This is a genomic window from Chryseobacterium sp. MYb328 (assembly GCF_037572595.1).
GTDB classification, from domain to species: domain Bacteria; phylum Bacteroidota; class Bacteroidia; order Flavobacteriales; family Weeksellaceae; genus Chryseobacterium; species Chryseobacterium pennae.
On the sequence record NZ_JBBGZQ010000003.1, the window covers coordinates 135533 to 152510 of the forward strand.

Genomic DNA, 16978 nt, shown 5'->3' on the forward strand with positions numbered 1-16978 from the left:
GAACAGCTTTTGTATTCATTATGCTTTTTCAGCAGGTTCAAGAACCTTATACAGCTTATCAGATAAGCGAACTCTGAACGGAATTTCAAAAGTAATCTGATCTCCCTGTCTTGCCGTTTCACAAGGTTCTCCGTTGGCATAAATCTGAGTGATTGTAAGCTCCTGTTCTCCTGTCGTAGGACCGGAAATCAAAACTTTATCGCCTACTGAAAGTTCTTTACTTTCAATTAAAAACTGTCCGATTTTTGATTTTGAAAAGTAATGCTCCGCTTTTCCAACCAATACCTTCTTAACGGATATTTTCTGACGGATATTTTTTGTTTCTGCTTTTGCTAAAGGTGCTTTAGGCAGGTCTCCTGAGTTTTTAAATTTCAAGGCTTCAGATTTTCCTTTTCTGAAGACTTTATTTCCAACCTGTAATCCTTTTCTTAGTTTCAGCTGCTCTTCCCAAGGCAAATGAACGGTATCCAGGCATTCTGTAGAGCAGCAGTTTTCCATTGCTGTTTTACATTCATCACATTGGATAAATAAAAGGTGACAGGCATCATTGGCACAATTGGTATGATTGTCACAAGGTTTTCCGCATTGGTGGCACTGTGCTATAATATCATCTGTAATTCTTTCTCCTAAGCGGTGATCGAATACGAAATTCTTACCGATGAATTTACTTTCAATGTCTTCTTCTTTTATCTGGCGGGTATATTCAATGATCCCGCCTTCCAATTGGAAAACATTTTTGAACCCCTGATGTTTAAAATAGGCACTGGCTTTCTCGCAACGAATTCCACCTGTACAATACATCAACAGGTTTTTATCTTCTTTAAAATCCTGTAACTGGTCATTAATAATCGGTAAGCTTTCTCTGAAGTTTTCCACATCAGGAGTAATGGCGCCTTCAAAATGTCCTACTTCACTTTCGTAGTGATTTCTAAAATCAACGACAATAGTGTTAGGATCATCAAGCATATTATTAAATTCCTGTGCTTTTAAGTGAACTCCTTTGTTGGTAACATCAAAGGTATCATCATTCAGACCATCAGCAACAATTTTATGTCTTACCTTAATGGTTAATTTTAAAAAAGAGTGATTGTCTTGCTCTACCGCTACATTCAAACGGATACCTCTCATAAAGTCATACACTTCCAACGTATCGCGAAAAGCTTCAAACTGATCCGCAGGAACACTCATCTGAGCATTAATTCCTTCATGGGCAACATAAATACGACCAAGGGCATCAAGGGCATTCCAGGCTATGAATAAATCGTCACGAAATTTTTTGGGATCTTCAATTTTAGCGTACGCATAGAAAGACAATGTAAGACGTTCCTTACCAGCTTCATCAATAAGTTGAGCTCTTTCTTCTGCGCTTAAGGTGTTATACAGTTGCATGCTATAAACGTTTTAAGTGAGAAAAATATTTTTGCAAAGATAAACATTTTAAATTAATTTTATCGACGAGAGCTTGGGGCAATGGGAACAGAAAACACTTTTATCTTATATTTTATAGAGTACTATTTTGTCATATTTTGTTTAAGTTTTTTTTAATTTTTGTTAACTATAGGCTTAACAATTATGACATAATGTATAAAATGATATAATAGCCGTTAAATTTTAGTTAAAATTGAAACATAGCATACTAATTGCTTACTTATTTAACATTAAATTTGTTTACTCAAAAACATAAAAAGAAATTAATTAATAAACAAGAAAGATATACAATGAAGAGTACTTTAAAAAAACTATTACCATTTGCAGTAGTAGGAGTTGTTTCCGGAGCTACTACCGTTGGAGCTATACAATATTTCGGACATGGTTCCAACAATGGAGATCAATCATTTTTCACAACATCAGCCCCTACCGCAACCTTTGCAGGAATGAATACGGGTGCAGTAGGCGATGACTTTGTAAAAGCAGCTAAAACAACTGTTCCGGCTGTAGTTACTATCAAAAATTATCAAAACAGAACAACAAACAGAGCTTCTGAGCAGGATCTGTTCGACTATTTCTTCGGAGATCCGTTCGGAGGAAGAGGACAGCAAAGGCAAAAGCAGCAACAGGCACCGGACAATATGCCTTCAGGAATGGGTTCCGGAGTTATCATCTCTCCAGATGGTTACATCATTTCAAATAACCACGTAGTGGCAGGTGCGAATAAACTGGAAGTTGTACTGAGCAATAAAAAATCATATATCGCTACTTTAGTGGGAACCGACCCCAACACAGATATTTCCCTATTAAAGATTGAAGAAAAAGGACTTCCTTATTTAAATTTTGCCAACTCAGACAATATTGATGTAGGACAATGGGTACTTGCAGTAGGAAATCCACTGGGACTGAATTCTACGGTAACAGCAGGTATTGTTTCTGCCAAAGGAAGAGGAATCGGGATCTTAGGAAGCCAGGGAAAAGCAGCAAATCCAATTGAAAGCTTTATACAGACAGATGCTGCCATCAATCCGGGTAACTCTGGTGGTGCTTTGGTGAATACTAATGGTGAGCTGATTGGTATTAACTCTGCCATCCAGTCTACAACAGGTTATTATCAGGGATATGGTTTTGCAGTTCCGGCTAACCTGGCAAGAAAAATCGTTGAGGATATCAAGAAATTCGGTATTGTACAAAGAGGTTTCTTAGGGGTTTCTTCATTAGACCTATCCAATGACCAACAAGTTGCAGCCTATAACAAACAGTTCAAAACCAATTTAAAATCAGGTGCAGGAGTGTATGTAACAGGATTTGGGGATAACAGCGGTGCAGAAGATGCAGGGCTGAAAAAAGGAGATATCATTACGAAGATAGACAGCTATGACATCACTGATTTTGCAGATCTTTCTATGTCAATCGGAAGCAAGCGTCCTGGTGATAAAGTTCAGGTAACCTATTCAAGAAACGGTAAAGAATCTACAACAAACGTAACGTTGAGAGACCAGAAAGGAGGAACCTCTACCAGAACGAAAGCTGATCTTAGCGTAACGGAAAAAATCGGAGCCGAATTCGAGCCTCTTACAGAAAGATTCAAAACCGAATACGGACTGAACAGTGGTGTAGTAGCTAAAAGCGTATCTGAAGGAAGCGAAATGGCTAAGATTGGAATCGTAGACAATTATATCATCATCGAGATTAATGGTAAGCCAGTGAATTCACAAAAAGATATCGAAAGTATCCTGAATAAATATCAGGGTAATGTACAGGTGAAGTTTGTAGATGACTACGGAAGAATTTACACTAAAGGATTTAAAATGCCTTAATCAATAACAGAACAATAGTTATTTTCATATCAAAGAAAAACGCTGCAAAAATTTGCAGCGTTTTTTTATATTATTTACTTGATTTATTCATTTTCTCAGCGATCCTTTTCTTCTTGTTCCGTTCATAGATCACTTCTACAATCTTACCGCCAATCCAGGAAAACGGAAAAAACGTAAGGAAGATTGAAATCTTATAAAACGTAGGATGATAAGGAAATATGATCACGTCCAGCATGGCAATGAAAAGCATGATAAAACCGATCAGAATAGCATAGGCCACTTTAGCGTATTTAACGATGATTGCCGTCGCTACTCCACCAATGGTGGTTCCCAGTCCGGAAACAAACAAAAGAAAGCCAAAAAAGGCCTTATCGTCTTTCATACTGAAAAGAAATCTTTGCCAGTGTTCAAACGGAGCAAAAGCCTCAAAAGTAACCCATTGCGGAAAAGCCCTTATACCAAGAGTAATAATAAGGCCAGCTATAGCAAGACCTACCAATACCGCAAATGTATTTCTAATAAAATTCATTAATCCTGATGTGCAATCATAGAAATTTCAATATCCACATTTTTAGGCAGACAGGAAACCTGTACAGTTTCACGCGCTGGATAACTGTCTGCATCCAAATACGATGCATAAATATCATTCATTACCGCAAAATCATCCATACTCTTAAGGAAGATGGTTGCTTTTACAACATTTTTAAAAGTCATTCCAGCTTCTGTAAGAATTGCCTCAAGATTTTTCATTACCTGGTGCGTTTCTTTTTCAATTCCTTCTACCAGTTTACCCGTTGCAGGATCTACAGGGATCTGTCCGGAGATGTATAAAACTCCGTTTGCCATATTAGCTTGTGAATAAGGACCGATAGCTGCAGGTGCATTAACTGTATTGATTATTTGTTTCATATACGGATATTTATTTTTCATGAATCATCTTTCATTGCCAACCATTAAGTTAAACAATTTCATGATCATTTCGTTAGATTTATTTTGGTTGCAAATATAAAATTTATATTGTCAAATGCCAATCTGATATTAGAAAGGTGAATTTGGCTGCGTAAAACTTCTGTCTTTATACTTCAATGCATCACTTAAGATATTGGCTTTGATCCCGATAAAGAAGTCATACACTTTATATTGTCCGAATGGTACCCAGTTAAAATTGATTGTAAAACTTCGCTGATCTCTTGAAAAACCAATCCTGGTATAGGCCAGTTCTTTAGTCACTAAGTCATAATGTGTACTTCCGGTAATATTCCAGTAAGGCGTAAGCTTCACACTTCCATCAAGCCCTAAAGAGGCAATTTTATTTCCCAATCTGTTGAGCCCTTTTGAGTAAGCATAGTTAGCATTAATATTCAAAGTCCATGCCTGATCGAATCGCGCATAATTGTCGTCATCAAAATAATAGTTTTCATTTCGGACTTCCCCTTTTGAACTATACTTTTTGGCATAATCTGTTTTTTCTCCAAAGATCTCGCTGCTTAAAGGATAAGATACCTGGATATTGAATCCCTGTACACTGAACCCTCCAAACTGCTCCGTTCTGATTCCCGTATCCTGTCCCGGAAGGAATTCAATTTTATACGGATCAAGAGAAAGACTTGTGTTCACAGTAAGCTTATTATTAAAGAAAGAAGACTGCCCGTTGATACTGAAGATAGACCAAGGGTGGTCTTTAGCAGCAAAGTTATAGCTTCCCGTAAGGTTTAAAGATTCAAAAATCTTAATTTTCTTTACTCCGGTAGAATCGCTTTTAGACTTTACTTTCATCTCAATATTATTCCCCAAACTAAATCCTAATGCTCCAACAACTCCACTGGAAGGACTTCCTATAATTCCTTTTTCAAAAATAGAGTAAGGGGTAATGGCTCCCACCGCATTGTAATAATTCTTATAATATCCAAAACCAGGACTTGAAAAATCAGGAGAATAAGTAAAGCTCATACTTGGAGTCATCATGTGTCTTACCGCTTCCACAACAGATCCTTTTTTAAACTTCATCATACCGTATAAAGTAGTCTGAAGGCTGGCGCTGGTAGAAAACGTAGAGTATCCTCCTAGTTTTTTGTTCATTTCATCTACAGTCACATTCTTTACAGGATCATAAAATCTGTTCAATGTTTTTGTAGTTAAAGCGTTGTCAATAGTAGCACTTAAGCTGAATGTAAAATATTTAGCCAGCGTTGTATTGGTTGCCAGGGCGATATTATTCTTTAGACCCGTCTGCATTTTATCCCACATTTCTTTTTTGAACAGCTCATTTTCCTGAGTGTTAACAAAATTGGTAAGGTTAAAACCTGTATTTACTGTAATATTTTCAAGAAGTCCCTGTCTCACCCCACTTTTCGATTTGAACAGATAAAACTGATTTACAGCTACATTCATCTGCGGAAGACGAAGATCAGCCAATCCTGTTGCAAAGTTCTGTGAATAAGAAGCCGTTCCTGTAATGGTTACCGGAAGTTTCAAAAATCTTTTGGTAAGTGTTACCGTTGAATTCTGCTGGGTATTCAATACATTCTGGTTGAAAATATAATTATTGTTAAGTGGGTTATTATAAAACTTCGTACTTACAATATCCACAGAGGCGCTGAATGTAAGAAAAGGATTCGCTTTTGAATCCTGGGAATGCGTCCAGCTGATACGATAAGTACTGTTTTTTGTATAATCATCCAGTCCTTTGATTCCTCTTATCATAGTTCCTACATCAGCATTAAAGCTTCCGGAGTAACGGTATTTTTTCTGATAATTCATCTGTGGCCGGAGGTTCCAGCTTCCTTTGGTATAAATATCTGCGAGTACTTTAAGATCAAAATGTTCTCCGATCGGCTGATAATACCCAATTCCGTTCAGGAAAAACCCTACATCTTCCCGCTCCCCGAAACTTGGGATCAAGATACCTGCTGCTCGTTTCGCTGAAAAAGGAAGGATCGCAAAAGGCATAATAAGTGGCGTAGGAACCTGTTCTATATACATCTGAATAGGTCCTGTAACGATTTGAGACTTTTCTTTTGATTTTATAAGTTTGATATTGGAAGCTCTCATAAAGTAATCTGCTACCGTATCTTTTTTCTTTACAAAATATTCATCGGTTGTGTAATCCGCTTTTCTCATGGCGTACACCGAATCATTGTATTTTTTAGTTTTCTGAGCTATAATTACCCCTTCACTTTCTTCTGTTCTGGCATTGAAAGCAATAGCCTGTCTGGTTTTTGTATTATAGCTGAATTCGTTGGTTTCGTATTTTTTACCAGCCTGCGTAGTGATTACAGGTTCTATAATCTTTCCTAAAGAATCCTGTTTTCCTCTCGCATAGATCAGGTTTTTGTTATCATCAATGGAAATATAATCTGCATCAATCTGCATATCCTGATACTTTACCTGGGCATTCTTATTGAGGAATGTCATTTTCTTAGGGATATCTCTTCGCTGATCATCGGCTTTTGTATGAAGTACATCATCTAAAGATTCTTTTTTTGCGATTATGGTATCCTTTTTGGAATTGGAAATAGTATCATTAACCACATTTTTAGGCAATTTTTCAGGTTTTTTCTGTGCTAAAAAATTGTTAAAAATTAGGATAATTAAAATTTGTAATATATTTTTGAGGACGGTTTTGGCCAATTTTATTCTATATAATTAAGGCCCAAAATTAATATAATTTTTATAACTGTAAGATGCACAAACAAAATTTTAGAATAATTTTATCATTTCTCCTTCTCCTAACCTGTAACTTTCTTTTCTCTCAAAAGAAGTTTACTATAGTTCTTGATGCGGGACACGGAGGAAGTGATCATGGAGCCAACAGGACCTATTCTGACATAGGAAGAATCGCAGAAAAAGACATTACACTCGCCATTACTTTGAGGGTAGGTGCCATGCTTGAAAAAAACAGAGACTTCAAGGTAATCTATACCCGAAAGATTGACGAATACCCTTCTCTGTCTGACAGAACCAACCTTGCCAACCGAAGTAAAGCAGATCTTTTTGTATCAATTCACTGTAATTCTTCTGCAAGACCCACAGCTTATGGTACGGAAACTTATGTACAGGGACCCAACCAGAACAATGAAAACCTGGAGGTGGCTAAAAGAGAAAATGATGTAATCTTTCTGGATGAAAAAGATAAACAGATCTTCGGATCTTATAATCCTGAGTCTCCGGAATCTTTAATTGCGTTAAAACTTCAGCAAAGCAAATATCTTGAATCCAGTCTTCTTTTAGGTGGATTGGTAGAGGATAACTTTGTAAATAAGGATAAGAGGTCTTCAAGAGGAGTTTTCCAGAAAAACCTTCACGTTCTCCGTATGAATGCCATGCCTTCTGTATTGATAGAAACAGGTTTCATTAACCATCCGGAAGAAAGCCATTATATTGCATCCGAAAAAGGACAGGATGAAATCTCAGAAAGTATTTATAATGCTATCATCGATTACAAAAAGGCAGTTGACAGAAAATCTGGCGGGTCTTTCACCACCAAAAAGCAGGAACCTGAGAAACCGGCAGAAACTCCATTGAAGAATGATTTCAGAATATTACTGATGAGTTCTCCTACAAAATACAATGAGAATGATCCGGCTATGAAAGGACTAAGCTACATACTTACCCTCAAAGAAAACGGACAGTACAAATACTACTATGCAGTGACCAACATGGCTTCTGTAAAAGATATCAATCTTAAAACAGCCAAAGATGCCGGATTCAGAAATGCATTTGCAGTAGGATTCATGCCTAACCAGCGAATCAGCATGGGCTATTATACGCTGGAAGTCTATACCGGTGAAAAACTCAATGGAAATTCATATATTCTCCAGAATCTTAAAGATGTAGAAAGAGAAAAAGACAGTGGTATTTTCTATTACACCTATGGAAAAGTTTATACCTTGGAGGATGCTGTGAAATTACAGAAAGAAGTTGAAGCTAAAGGAATTAAGAATACGGTCATTCAGAAAGTCTATAAATAATTGAAAAATAATTTTGAAGTTTAAAAAGCTTTTTTTACTTTTGCAACCTCAAAATTCAGGCCTATTCGTCTAGTGGTCAGGACTCAAGATTTTCATTCTTGCAACAGGGGTTCGATTCCCCTATAGGCTACAAAAGAGGAGAAATGATTATAATTATCATTTCTCCTTTTTTTATTCCAACACCATTCATTATTAATCTAAAGTATTGTGACAGTTTCAAAAATGACAAACATGTGAAAATTTTGGATCATTAAGAACAGTCTTATATTTTCTTCTCCGGATAAACATTCCAGTTTAGAAAAAGAATCTTATATCAACGTAATAAAAAAATAACCTGTCACAAGCCCTCTTAAAAAAGATCAATAAAATTGATTTTGCTTTTAACTATTTTAAGAATTTAAGACAAAACAGTCATTTTGCTTTCACTAATTTTCCTCATTTTGCATTTTTATATCAGTCTTTAAAATAACAAGTAAGAATTCTTGAAAATATAGAACACTGATATACTGAACCTTATTATCATTCAGATAAAAATCTCACAACTTTTTTTCTAAAAAACGTCTCTATTTACGTTATATCTCACAAAAGCATTATATTTGCAAAAATTTTTTAATAAATTTAACCATAATTGGTAAGACAAATATGGTAACACTGATGAAAAATAGTATTGATAACCCACAGTCTGTAGGAGACTACAGATTATCAAATTTTATATCATGCCGGATTTAAAAATACAAGAAGCGAAATTGCTTTTTAAGAAAATCCACTCTAACCCAAAAAGTTATGATTTACAAATCAATGAAGACGGGATTACAGGCAAAGATGATAAAATCAGTTTCAGACTTTACAGGACTGGAGAAAGGGTTGCTTTTGAAGTAACAATAGACGGACTTACTTTCACCAATACCACTGGAGAATGGAACAATGGCTTGATCATGTTGGGAAATACGATCAAAAAAATTGAAAAAGAACAAGAAAATTTAAAAATAGAACAAGCAATAGATAAGCTTAGAAAATACCTTTCAGAAGAAAATTAATTTTTTTAAAAATAAATTTGGTAGTTTCAAAAAAAGTTTATAGTTTTGCACTCACATTTGAACGATATGGCAAATCATAAATCAGCACTAAAGAGAATCAGACAGAACGAAACTAGAAGACTTCGTAATAGATATTATCACAAGACTGCTAGAACAGCATTGAAAGCCTTAAGAAATGAGGAAAACAAAGCGGCTGCAACAGAGCAACTGCCAAAAGTTATCGCTTTATTGGATAAATTAGCTAAGAAAAATATTATCCACAAAAACAAAGCGGCTAACTTGAAAAGCAAATTGACAAAGCACGTTAATAAATTAGCGTAATAAGTATAGCTGGCCCGTTCGTCTATCGGTTAGGACCTCAGATTTTCATTCTGGTAAGAGGGGTTCGATTCCCCTACGGGCTACTTAATTTTTAAAAACCACTTGTTTTATAGTGGTTTTTAAAAACAAAGTGGAAAGCTAATACTTAAACAAATCTAACCGGCCCGTTCGTCTATCGGTTAGGACCTCAGATTTTCATTCTGGTAAGAGGGGTTCGATTCCCCTACGGGCTACAAACTAAGAGTTGACACTTATAAAAACAAAAAGCTAACACATTATTTCGATAATGGAAGATAGAGGGCCCGTTCGTCTATCGGTTAGGACCTCAGATTTTCATTCTGGTAAGAGGGGTTCGATTCCCCTACGGGCTACCAAAGGACTTTTTTAGGAAAGTCCTTTTTTCGTTTCTATACTACTTCACTATATTTATCTACAAACAAAATCTTATAGGGAGACCTAAAGTTAGTTCATCAATATCTTCAGGATAGATTGGAGAACAAAAGCTTAGTAACGAAAGAAAAAATTATCTTTTACGGTAAAGCTTTTCACGGATCAGGTGCAAAAATTGGAGGCTAAGCAAAAGTTTTAGTGAATCTGAAGTGAAAAAATGACTTAAAATCAAGCGCAAAACTTGGAGATTAGCACAAAATTTATACTTTTTGTTGAAGAAACAGATTATTTATAATCACAAAAAAAGATGATCCAAATGTTTTATTTCAGAGAGGGAGGAAGTGCAATTTTGTCACTAAAGAAGTTTCGTAGGATATAATTCGCCTAGAGAGAATTAATTCTATTCTTTACTTTCTTAAGAATACGAGATAAGGTGCTAAAAGCTTCACGTCAAATTAAATTCCATAAATACAACAGCATTATCCCCCAGTTTTTGAAACTGATTCAGTAATTACACCTGCTACCCTTCTGGCAAAAATCCTACTTTAATCTGTATATAATATAAAATCCGTTAAATAAAAACACCTGTCTTTATTCTGTATATAAAATTGACAATATAAATATGTTTATTTTGGACAATATTAAATTTCATTAAAAAAATCACCAAAAATGGAAATATAATTTTTAGCTTCTTCTTTAATTTCTTAAATTTGACTAAAACTATTCATCCAAAAATCAATAACATGAAATTTAATTTACCTCTTAGAGACAATTTCTCTTGTAAAGCTGCTTTTCTAGCATTATTTTTATTTTCAACTCAGTTTTTAACTGCCCAAAACAGAATCTATGCTCACGCTCAAAGTTCTGGCGTATTTGGAGTAGCCTGCTTAGGATGCCGGGTTGACAATCCACTCAATGCCATTGGAGGCAATGAAGATGACTATTCTACAATGGTATTGGGAACAGCATTATTAGGCGGAATCCAACAGACATTAATTTTTCCTGATCTCAGATCCGATACAAGACTTGTTGTAGGCATCGGAACGGACAACATTCCTTTATCTGTACAGTTATTAAGCGGTGTGACTCTGGAAACAATGAATGGAGGGACTTCTAATGACGATCGCAGAACAATTGATATCAGCCTTCTAAAACTGGGAGCAACCCCAAACAGAGGGACTGTAGAGTTCAAACCGGAAAAGCCTTATGATGGAATAAGAATCGGCTTAACCGGAGGAGTTTTAAGTCTTGGTGGTGGATTCAGAATTTATTATGCTTATCAGGATCCATTGATTCACCTGTTGGCCCACAGTGAAAACGGACAGATTACTCTAAGTGGAAATGTGGCTCTGGAAGGTTCTGAGGTTGCATTAACCAACACTTCAGGAAAAGAAGTTTACCGGTCTAAGCTTAGAAGCAATACATTTGAATCTAATCAGACAGACGGAGTTTACATTATGACTCTTCAGACTAAAGAAGGAAAAACATATTCTAAAAAAATTGTTATTAAATAAATAATACAACAAAACCGGCAGTCTTTAAAGAGGCTGCCGGTTTTTTTTACCCACAACCCAATAAATATTATCTTATAACTAAAAAAAACACATTATATAAATAAAATACATAACATAATTATTTTATTTATAAATTTACATAAAACTAAATATCCAAAATTTTTTATATATGAAAACTAATTTATTATTGAGCTCACGCAATTTAAAGGCTACAATTTTTGCTTCCTTATTATTTCTAACAGGTGGCAAATCTTTTGCCCAGATAGTAAAATACTATGCCAACAGCCAAACCAATCAGGTACATGGAGTATGTATAGGGTGTGGAGTTACAAATCCACTGAATGCAATCGGACCTAACGAGACAGATTATTCTGTTATACAGGTTTCCATTGGTTTATTGGCCCGTACTGAGCAGACCCTGATTTTCCCTAACAGTGCTTACACCAATAAATTGGTAATTGGCATTGGCTCCAATGGAACACCATTGAGTGCACAAGTACTAGGTGGAGTATCTATTGAGACATTCAACGGAGATGTTTCTAACAATGATTATCAAAACCTGAACAATGATATTCTAAAGCTTGGGGCGGCAGATCCAAGCAAAGGGGAAATTGAACTTACCATGAACAAGCCTTATGATCGTATCAAGATCAATGTAAACGGAGGATTACTGAGCCTGGGTGGAGAACTTAGAGTATACTATGGATACCAGTACAGAGATCCTTTCATCAGCTTTATGGCTCACAGTGAGAACGGACAGATAACTCTGGATAAAAATTTACAGGCAAAAGGTTCAGAGATTACGCTTATCAATACTTCAGGAAAAGAGGTATTCCGTACGAAACTGAATTCTAATACATTTGAGATAAAGCAAGCACAAGGAATATATATTATGACGATCAAAACGAAAGAAGGAAAAACTTATTCCAATAAAATTATGATTAAGTAATAACAAATAATGAATATAAATGAAGCCGTTACAGTTATGAGACGGCTTCATTTATTTTCGTAAATAATTAAAAAATCAATTTGAGTTCAAAACTTCATATTTTATAAATATACATCAATTTTGTATTGACACGTTTTTATAATTACGGCTAAGATAGGTGGCTTCCAATTTATCAATTACAACTAACCTTATTACCAGATCTTTAGCGCAAAAGTATCCAAACTAAACTCAATCTAAAACTTGGGCATCACAAAAAGTGAATGCCTGTAGAATATCATTGAAATTAGTTTCATAAGTTACTGTAAGTTCCTTAAAATAATTTTCTGCTGAAATTGTAAATGCAATCCCACTAAAATCGGTAACTCCTGTTACAGCCTGCGCCAGTAATGTTTGTCCTTCTGTTCTTATTCTTAAAGCAGGCGTGCCTTGTATTCCTACCATTTTAAGTTTTCCTCCTGTATCTGTTGAAATTAATTGAGAATCTCTTGAAGTATTGTTTACATATCTAAACCAGGTTGCTTTAGTACTAACAAAGTTAATTGGCTTGTCAAAAACTAATGTAACGTTACTATAAGCTCCGGTTCCCAGATCTCCTAAAGTACCAATTCTGTAATAGTTTCGTTGCATAGTTATCCCAGCCTGTGTTGCCGTTGCAGAAAAAGCTGTATAAGGGTCCCTAACAGCAACTCTACTCCCTTGCGTAACTTTAGCATACACTTTTACTGTTTTACCACCTTGAACAGTAATAGTTGTAGGGCTGTTGGGATTTGTACTGATATTAAATCCATACTCTTTACTGGTACATATAGAATTCCAATTATTGTTTGCAGTGACATTTATTGTGAAATTACAAGTTTTTCCATTTAAATTTATTGTAAAACTTGCCGTTCCAGAAGTAATAGGAACACCTGTAATACTAAGATTTACACTTCCATTACCATTTGCCAATGTCCCTGCTGGAGCCGTTGCAGTAAGACCTATTACTCCAACAGAAGCTACAGAAATAGCACCATAAGATTGTCCGCTACCACCTGTATAATTAATTATTTTTGTACCTGAACTCTGAGTTGCTTCAGTATACACTCCTGTTACAGCCCCACTGGAACAAACTAATGTGAAATTACATTCACACACACAATTGGACCATCCGGAAGATCTGAATACTCTTACACAATCCAACGTGGAATCATACATCGTTGTTCCTATAGCGACATTCCCCCCCATTGGGTTAACAATGTTCTGAGGACCTGAATTGGTAGGAAGAACTAATCCCATGGTATTGGTTGTTCCTCTATTGATATCTAAAGCACCTCTAGGATTAGAAGTGCCCATTCCTACAGTTCCACCAGTCGGATTGAGGATCAGAGGAAGACCTGCATTAGATATCTTCCCCCGGGAATGAATATAAGATCCATAAGGAGAATTAGACAGAGTACCGAAATCTAAGGCGTGATTGGTATTACCATCGACTCTCAATGTACCCTTTCCTTCGTCATTCGAAGTTCCATCAGGATTATAATTTATCCCTTTAATATCAAGCATAGCTTTTGGATCTTTCGTTTTAATTCCAACCTGACCAAAGCATGCAAACGATAGGAATAAGCTATATAATATTATTATTTTTTTCATTATAAATAAGTTCTATTTGTGTTGTACTAAATGAAGTCATCTCAATCTTTTATTTTAAAATTTCCTAAGAGGGATTACTATAAATGTTTACTCTTTGTATAATTTCTGATCAAAATAATGATCATTAATTATTTCAAATATTCATTGTGTTTTTATTGAAAGTCAAGAGGGCTCTAACAATTTAAATAGTAACGGAAGCTCAAAACTCAAAATTGATCAACATAACTGATAATGGATTCATATAAAAAATATGAATATCCTTTTCTGCCATGAAAGAAAATTTTGTTATTTTAAATTGATCTGATACATCAATTAATTTTAAGGCGTTGTACACAGACATTGTGACCAACCTGTAGACTTAAATACTTTTATACAGTCTGAAGTGGTATCATATATTATAGTACCAATTGCAACAGATCCTCCCTGTGGATTGATGATATTCGAGGAATTCTGATTCGTAGGTAAGACCAACCCCATGGTATTTGTAGTTCCTCTATTGATATCTAAAGCGCCTCTGGGACTTGTTGTCCCTATACCTATACTTCCTCCATTAGAGTTCAGCACAAGAGGAAGTCCTTTGTTACTTGATTTATCAAGGGATTGAATGTATGAACCAAAAGGAGACTTAGAAAGCGTACCAATATCTAAAGAGTGGTTTGAACTTCCATCTACCCTCAATGTAGCCTTTCCGTTATCATTTGATGTTCCATCAGGATCATAATTCGTCCCTTTAATATCAAGCATAGCTTTGGGATCTTTTGTATTAACTCCTATTTGGCCGAAGGCTACAATGGAAGCTAATAAACTGGAAAATAAAAGTATTTTCTTCATATTTGTGTTATTTAACAATAAATAAACTTTTAAATTTATGTTTTTGCGAAATTACACACCATGCGCCTAATATTCCAAAAACACACACACTACATACATACATCGTTATTAATGTTTATTATGCATTTCTCAACACTACACCAATACTACGAAGTCAATAAATAAAGGATAAAATCAAAATAATTATGGACACTCAATAGCATTAAATCCAATTATATTGATTTATTTTTTCACCATTTTTTCAAGATTTTATAAATAAAATCAACTTAATATCGTTCAAAAAAAATCGTTTAAACCCAAAAAAGTACTAGATTTTTTGAATAATTTTCAGGTATTACTAACTGACTGATCATTTCATTCGTAATTATTTTTACAATATAGCAACCATTGCCCCATTGTCCTACTTACTTATTTCATCCCAAAACAACAGTTATCGAATAACTAATTTTGAATAACTATGAATTTTCATGAACAAAATAAGATTAATCTTTCTTTTACGGTAAGCAGTATTCTTTTATTGTTATTTTAAAAAAAAGATCAATGTCATCTGTATTCGAAACATCTTTATCAAAATAATCAATAACGAATATTAAAGCAGTAAATTACCCAAAACCCTATTAATAAACTGTAAATCAAACACTTAATTAAGAACAAATCCTAAAACCTATACAATCTTACTATTCGTTGTAACTCTTCTGGTACGACTTTATTATTGGTATTTAAGTTTATATGGATCCAACATTTCGGAAGCTTTGATCAGTAAAAAGCTCTGTGTTATGATACATTATACATTTCTGTTTAAAAGTAAGATAACCTTGTTTTCGTTTTCTATAAAAACCATTCCCTAATTCCGCTTTACTTTATCTTACTTATTATTGAAGTTGTTAAACTTATTTAGAAATAAAAAGAGTTCCGAGAAAATTAGCAATTTTGAATTGCAATTTAAACAACTAACAATCTGGAAATCAAAAACAAAACAGAGAAATGGATTTCACCTCATTTAAGCAGAGGAAAACGGGCATTTACCACAAAATTTGATTTAATCCAGGTTATGTGTCTAATAATAAAACGATTGAAAACAGGTTGCCAATGGCGGGAATTGAGGTTGAAAGAATATTTTGGAAGAGAAAAAATAAGCTGGCAAAGCATCAGTTATTATTTCAATAAATGGAGCAAGGGTGGTTCTTTCAGGAGAATTTGGACTCATCTTTTGTACAGTAACAAAAGGGCTTTAGACCTGTCAAGTCATCAGCTTAATGGAATTCATACCAGAAGTAGAATGGAAGGAGAAAGGTTGGTTATCAAGGTAGGAAGAAGTGTAAAACGGTTAACATTGCTTTTCTCTGTGATAATCAGGGACAAATGCTTTCAATGGGAACCCCAAAAAGTGGAGAGCATCATGATTTATATGAAATAGAAAATGTTCCTGAAGAAATTATATCTTATTTGAATCACGCAGAAATAGAATATAAAGGCTTGTTTATCAATACTGATTCAGGTTTTTATAGTGTTTATCACATCAAAATAGAAAGCCCAATTTCTTCATGAATGATAATAGAAACCAGTGACAGGTTTTCCTATTGAAGGATATTCCCGTCCCAATTATAAAATCTTCATAAGCATCATGTTCTGGATGCCAGTACATTCTGTAAACCTACTTGATTATGAATAATCTCTGAACATTAGTATTGGCAAAAGCGTTCCCTTGAATATGGAAGCCGGAACAGACAATGGTATTATCTACGCTCAATCTTTTATCCTGAAATAATTTTTCTCCCAACTCTACTCCATATTCTATGGGCATACTCCACTAAAAGCACCGGTGGAACAGTCTAAAGTAAAACCTGAGCCTGGTGTAGGACCACATTGGCAACAAAGGAAGTTTGGCCATCCTGTAGGTTTATATATCCTTACACAACTTAATGTGGAATCATATATAATTGTTCCTATAACAGACTCTCCTTCTTTTGAATTGATCATGTTTTTACAATCTGCATTGGTAGGAAAACCAACCCCATTTATTGGTGGTTTCTTTAATTGATGTCTAACGCACCCCTGGGGTTGGCCCTACCTAGACCTACCTGATAGA

At 34.9% G+C, this 16978-nt stretch carries 15 protein-coding genes and 4 tRNA genes; 12 read left to right on the top strand and 7 right to left on the bottom strand.

What is annotated here, in order from left to right:
- Positions 1–18: 18 nt before the first annotated feature.
- Complete coding sequence (gene trhO, locus WH267_RS04640; RefSeq protein ID WP_340006108.1) at positions 19–1389, bottom strand: oxygen-dependent tRNA uridine(34) hydroxylase TrhO; 1371 nt, start codon at positions 1387–1389, stop codon at positions 19–21.
- Positions 1390–1718: 329 nt separating this feature from the next.
- Here trhO and WH267_RS04645 point away from each other — a divergent pair, with 329 nt between their 5' ends.
- The gene (locus tag WH267_RS04645; protein ID WP_340006110.1) at positions 1719–3248 is read left to right on the top strand and encodes a trypsin-like peptidase domain-containing protein; all 1530 of its coding nucleotides are present in this window, start codon (positions 1719–1721) and stop codon (positions 3246–3248) included.
- Between the two features lie 70 nt (positions 3249–3318).
- Here WH267_RS04645 and WH267_RS04650 read toward each other — a convergent pair whose 3' ends face one another.
- The 3 genes from WH267_RS04650 to WH267_RS04660 form a co-directional block, all read right to left on the bottom strand.
- Entirely contained in the window at positions 3319–3777 is a 459-nt protein-coding gene (locus WH267_RS04650) for a hypothetical protein (protein WP_115967884.1), read from the bottom strand.
- Positions 3777–4157, bottom strand: a complete 381-nt coding sequence (locus WH267_RS04655) for a RidA family protein (protein ID WP_062700765.1) — start codon at positions 4155–4157, stop codon at positions 3777–3779. Before WH267_RS04655 ends, WH267_RS04650 begins: the two co-directional genes overlap by 1 nt.
- Before the next feature lie 129 nt (positions 4158–4286).
- Positions 4287–6878 (bottom strand): putative LPS assembly protein LptD, encoded by a 2592-nt coding sequence (locus tag WH267_RS04660; RefSeq protein WP_115967886.1) that lies wholly within the window; start codon positions 6876–6878, stop codon positions 4287–4289.
- A gap of 53 nt (positions 6879–6931) precedes the next feature.
- Between WH267_RS04660 and WH267_RS04665 the strand changes: the two genes are divergently transcribed.
- The 9 genes from WH267_RS04665 to WH267_RS04705 all read left to right on the top strand — a co-directional run bounded on the left by WH267_RS04665 (position 6932) and on the right by WH267_RS04705 (position 12429).
- Positions 6932–8218: an N-acetylmuramoyl-L-alanine amidase family protein gene (locus tag WH267_RS04665; RefSeq protein ID WP_340006117.1), complete on the top strand. Its 1287-nt coding sequence runs from the start codon at positions 6932–6934 to the stop codon at positions 8216–8218.
- Between the two features lie 58 nt (positions 8219–8276).
- Positions 8277–8348, top strand: a tRNA-Glu gene (locus WH267_RS04670).
- A gap of 586 nt (positions 8349–8934) precedes the next feature.
- Entirely contained in the window at positions 8935–9255 is a 321-nt protein-coding gene (locus tag WH267_RS04675) for a hypothetical protein (protein ID WP_115967890.1), read from the top strand.
- A 66-nt stretch (positions 9256–9321) separates the two neighbouring features.
- Positions 9322–9576 (top strand): 30S ribosomal protein S20, encoded by a 255-nt coding sequence (gene rpsT, locus WH267_RS04680; protein WP_002983073.1) that lies wholly within the window; start codon positions 9322–9324, stop codon positions 9574–9576.
- Positions 9577–9587: 11 nt separating this feature from the next.
- Positions 9588–9659 (top strand) — tRNA-Glu (locus WH267_RS04685).
- A gap of 78 nt (positions 9660–9737) precedes the next feature.
- Positions 9738–9809, top strand: a tRNA-Glu gene (locus WH267_RS04690).
- Positions 9810–9875: 66 nt separating this feature from the next.
- Positions 9876–9950: transfer RNA gene (locus WH267_RS04695), tRNA-Glu, on the top strand.
- A gap of 759 nt (positions 9951–10709) precedes the next feature.
- A complete protein-coding gene (locus WH267_RS04700; RefSeq protein ID WP_340006119.1) occupies positions 10710–11480 on the top strand; it encodes a T9SS type A sorting domain-containing protein in 771 nt (256 codons plus the stop codon).
- 169 nt (positions 11481–11649) lie between these two features.
- Positions 11650–12429 (top strand): T9SS type A sorting domain-containing protein, encoded by a 780-nt coding sequence (locus tag WH267_RS04705; RefSeq protein ID WP_340006121.1) that lies wholly within the window; start codon positions 11650–11652, stop codon positions 12427–12429.
- Between the two features lie 228 nt (positions 12430–12657).
- Here WH267_RS04705 and WH267_RS04710 read toward each other — a convergent pair whose 3' ends face one another.
- Positions 12658–14058, bottom strand: coding sequence for a hypothetical protein (locus tag WH267_RS04710; RefSeq protein ID WP_340006123.1), 1401 nt, complete (start codon positions 14056–14058; stop codon positions 12658–12660).
- 318 nt (positions 14059–14376) lie between these two features.
- The gene (locus WH267_RS04715; RefSeq protein ID WP_340006125.1) at positions 14377–14889 is read right to left on the bottom strand and encodes a hypothetical protein; all 513 of its coding nucleotides are present in this window, start codon (positions 14887–14889) and stop codon (positions 14377–14379) included.
- Between the two features lie 1042 nt (positions 14890–15931).
- Between WH267_RS04715 and WH267_RS04720 the strand changes: the two genes are divergently transcribed.
- Positions 15932–16306 carry a transposase gene (locus WH267_RS04720; RefSeq protein ID WP_340006400.1) on the top strand — a complete coding sequence of 125 codons (375 nt, stop codon included), beginning with the start codon at positions 15932–15934 and terminating at the stop codon, positions 16304–16306.
- Positions 16307–16543: 237 nt separating this feature from the next.
- On the opposite strand, the gene WH267_RS25085 is transcribed toward WH267_RS04720, so the two are convergent.
- Entirely contained in the window at positions 16544–16693 is a 150-nt protein-coding gene (locus tag WH267_RS25085; protein WP_445223263.1) for a cytochrome c peroxidase, read from the bottom strand.
- 18 nt (positions 16694–16711) lie between these two features.
- Here WH267_RS25085 and WH267_RS04725 point away from each other — a divergent pair, with 18 nt between their 5' ends.
- On the top strand, positions 16712–16930 hold the full coding sequence (locus tag WH267_RS04725) for a hypothetical protein (RefSeq protein WP_340006127.1): 219 nt from the start codon (positions 16712–16714) through the stop codon (positions 16928–16930).
- The last annotated feature ends 48 nt before the right edge of the window (positions 16931–16978 follow it).

Bases quoted from the DNA above. Each gene is read 5' to 3' on its own strand.
- WH267_RS04705 (WP_340006121.1), top strand. From the start codon at position 11,650: ATGAAAACTAATTTATTATTGAGCTCACGCAATTTAAAGGCTACAATT.
- WH267_RS04655 (WP_062700765.1), bottom strand. From the start codon at position 4,157: ATGAAACAAATAATCAATACAGTTAATGCACCTGCAGCTATCGGTCCT.
- WH267_RS04700 (WP_340006119.1), top strand. From the start codon at position 10,710: ATGAAATTTAATTTACCTCTTAGAGACAATTTCTCTTGTAAAGCTGCT.
- WH267_RS04715 (WP_340006125.1), bottom strand. From the start codon at position 14,889: ATGAAGAAAATACTTTTATTTTCCAGTTTATTAGCTTCCATTGTAGCC.
- WH267_RS04650 (WP_115967884.1), bottom strand. From the start codon at position 3,777: ATGAATTTTATTAGAAATACATTTGCGGTATTGGTAGGTCTTGCTATA.
- WH267_RS04665 (WP_340006117.1), top strand. From the start codon at position 6,932: ATGCACAAACAAAATTTTAGAATAATTTTATCATTTCTCCTTCTCCTA.
- trhO (WP_340006108.1), bottom strand. From the start codon at position 1,389: ATGCAACTGTATAACACCTTAAGCGCAGAAGAAAGAGCTCAACTTATT.
- WH267_RS04675 (WP_115967890.1), top strand. From the start codon at position 8,935: ATGCCGGATTTAAAAATACAAGAAGCGAAATTGCTTTTTAAGAAAATC.
- rpsT (WP_002983073.1), top strand. From the start codon at position 9,322: ATGGCAAATCATAAATCAGCACTAAAGAGAATCAGACAGAACGAAACT.
- WH267_RS04645 (WP_340006110.1), top strand. From the start codon at position 1,719: ATGAAGAGTACTTTAAAAAAACTATTACCATTTGCAGTAGTAGGAGTT.
- WH267_RS25085 (WP_445223263.1), bottom strand. From the start codon at position 16,693: ATGCCCATAGAATATGGAGTAGAGTTGGGAGAAAAATTATTTCAGGAT.
- WH267_RS04710 (WP_340006123.1), bottom strand. From the start codon at position 14,058: ATGAAAAAAATAATAATATTATATAGCTTATTCCTATCGTTTGCATGC.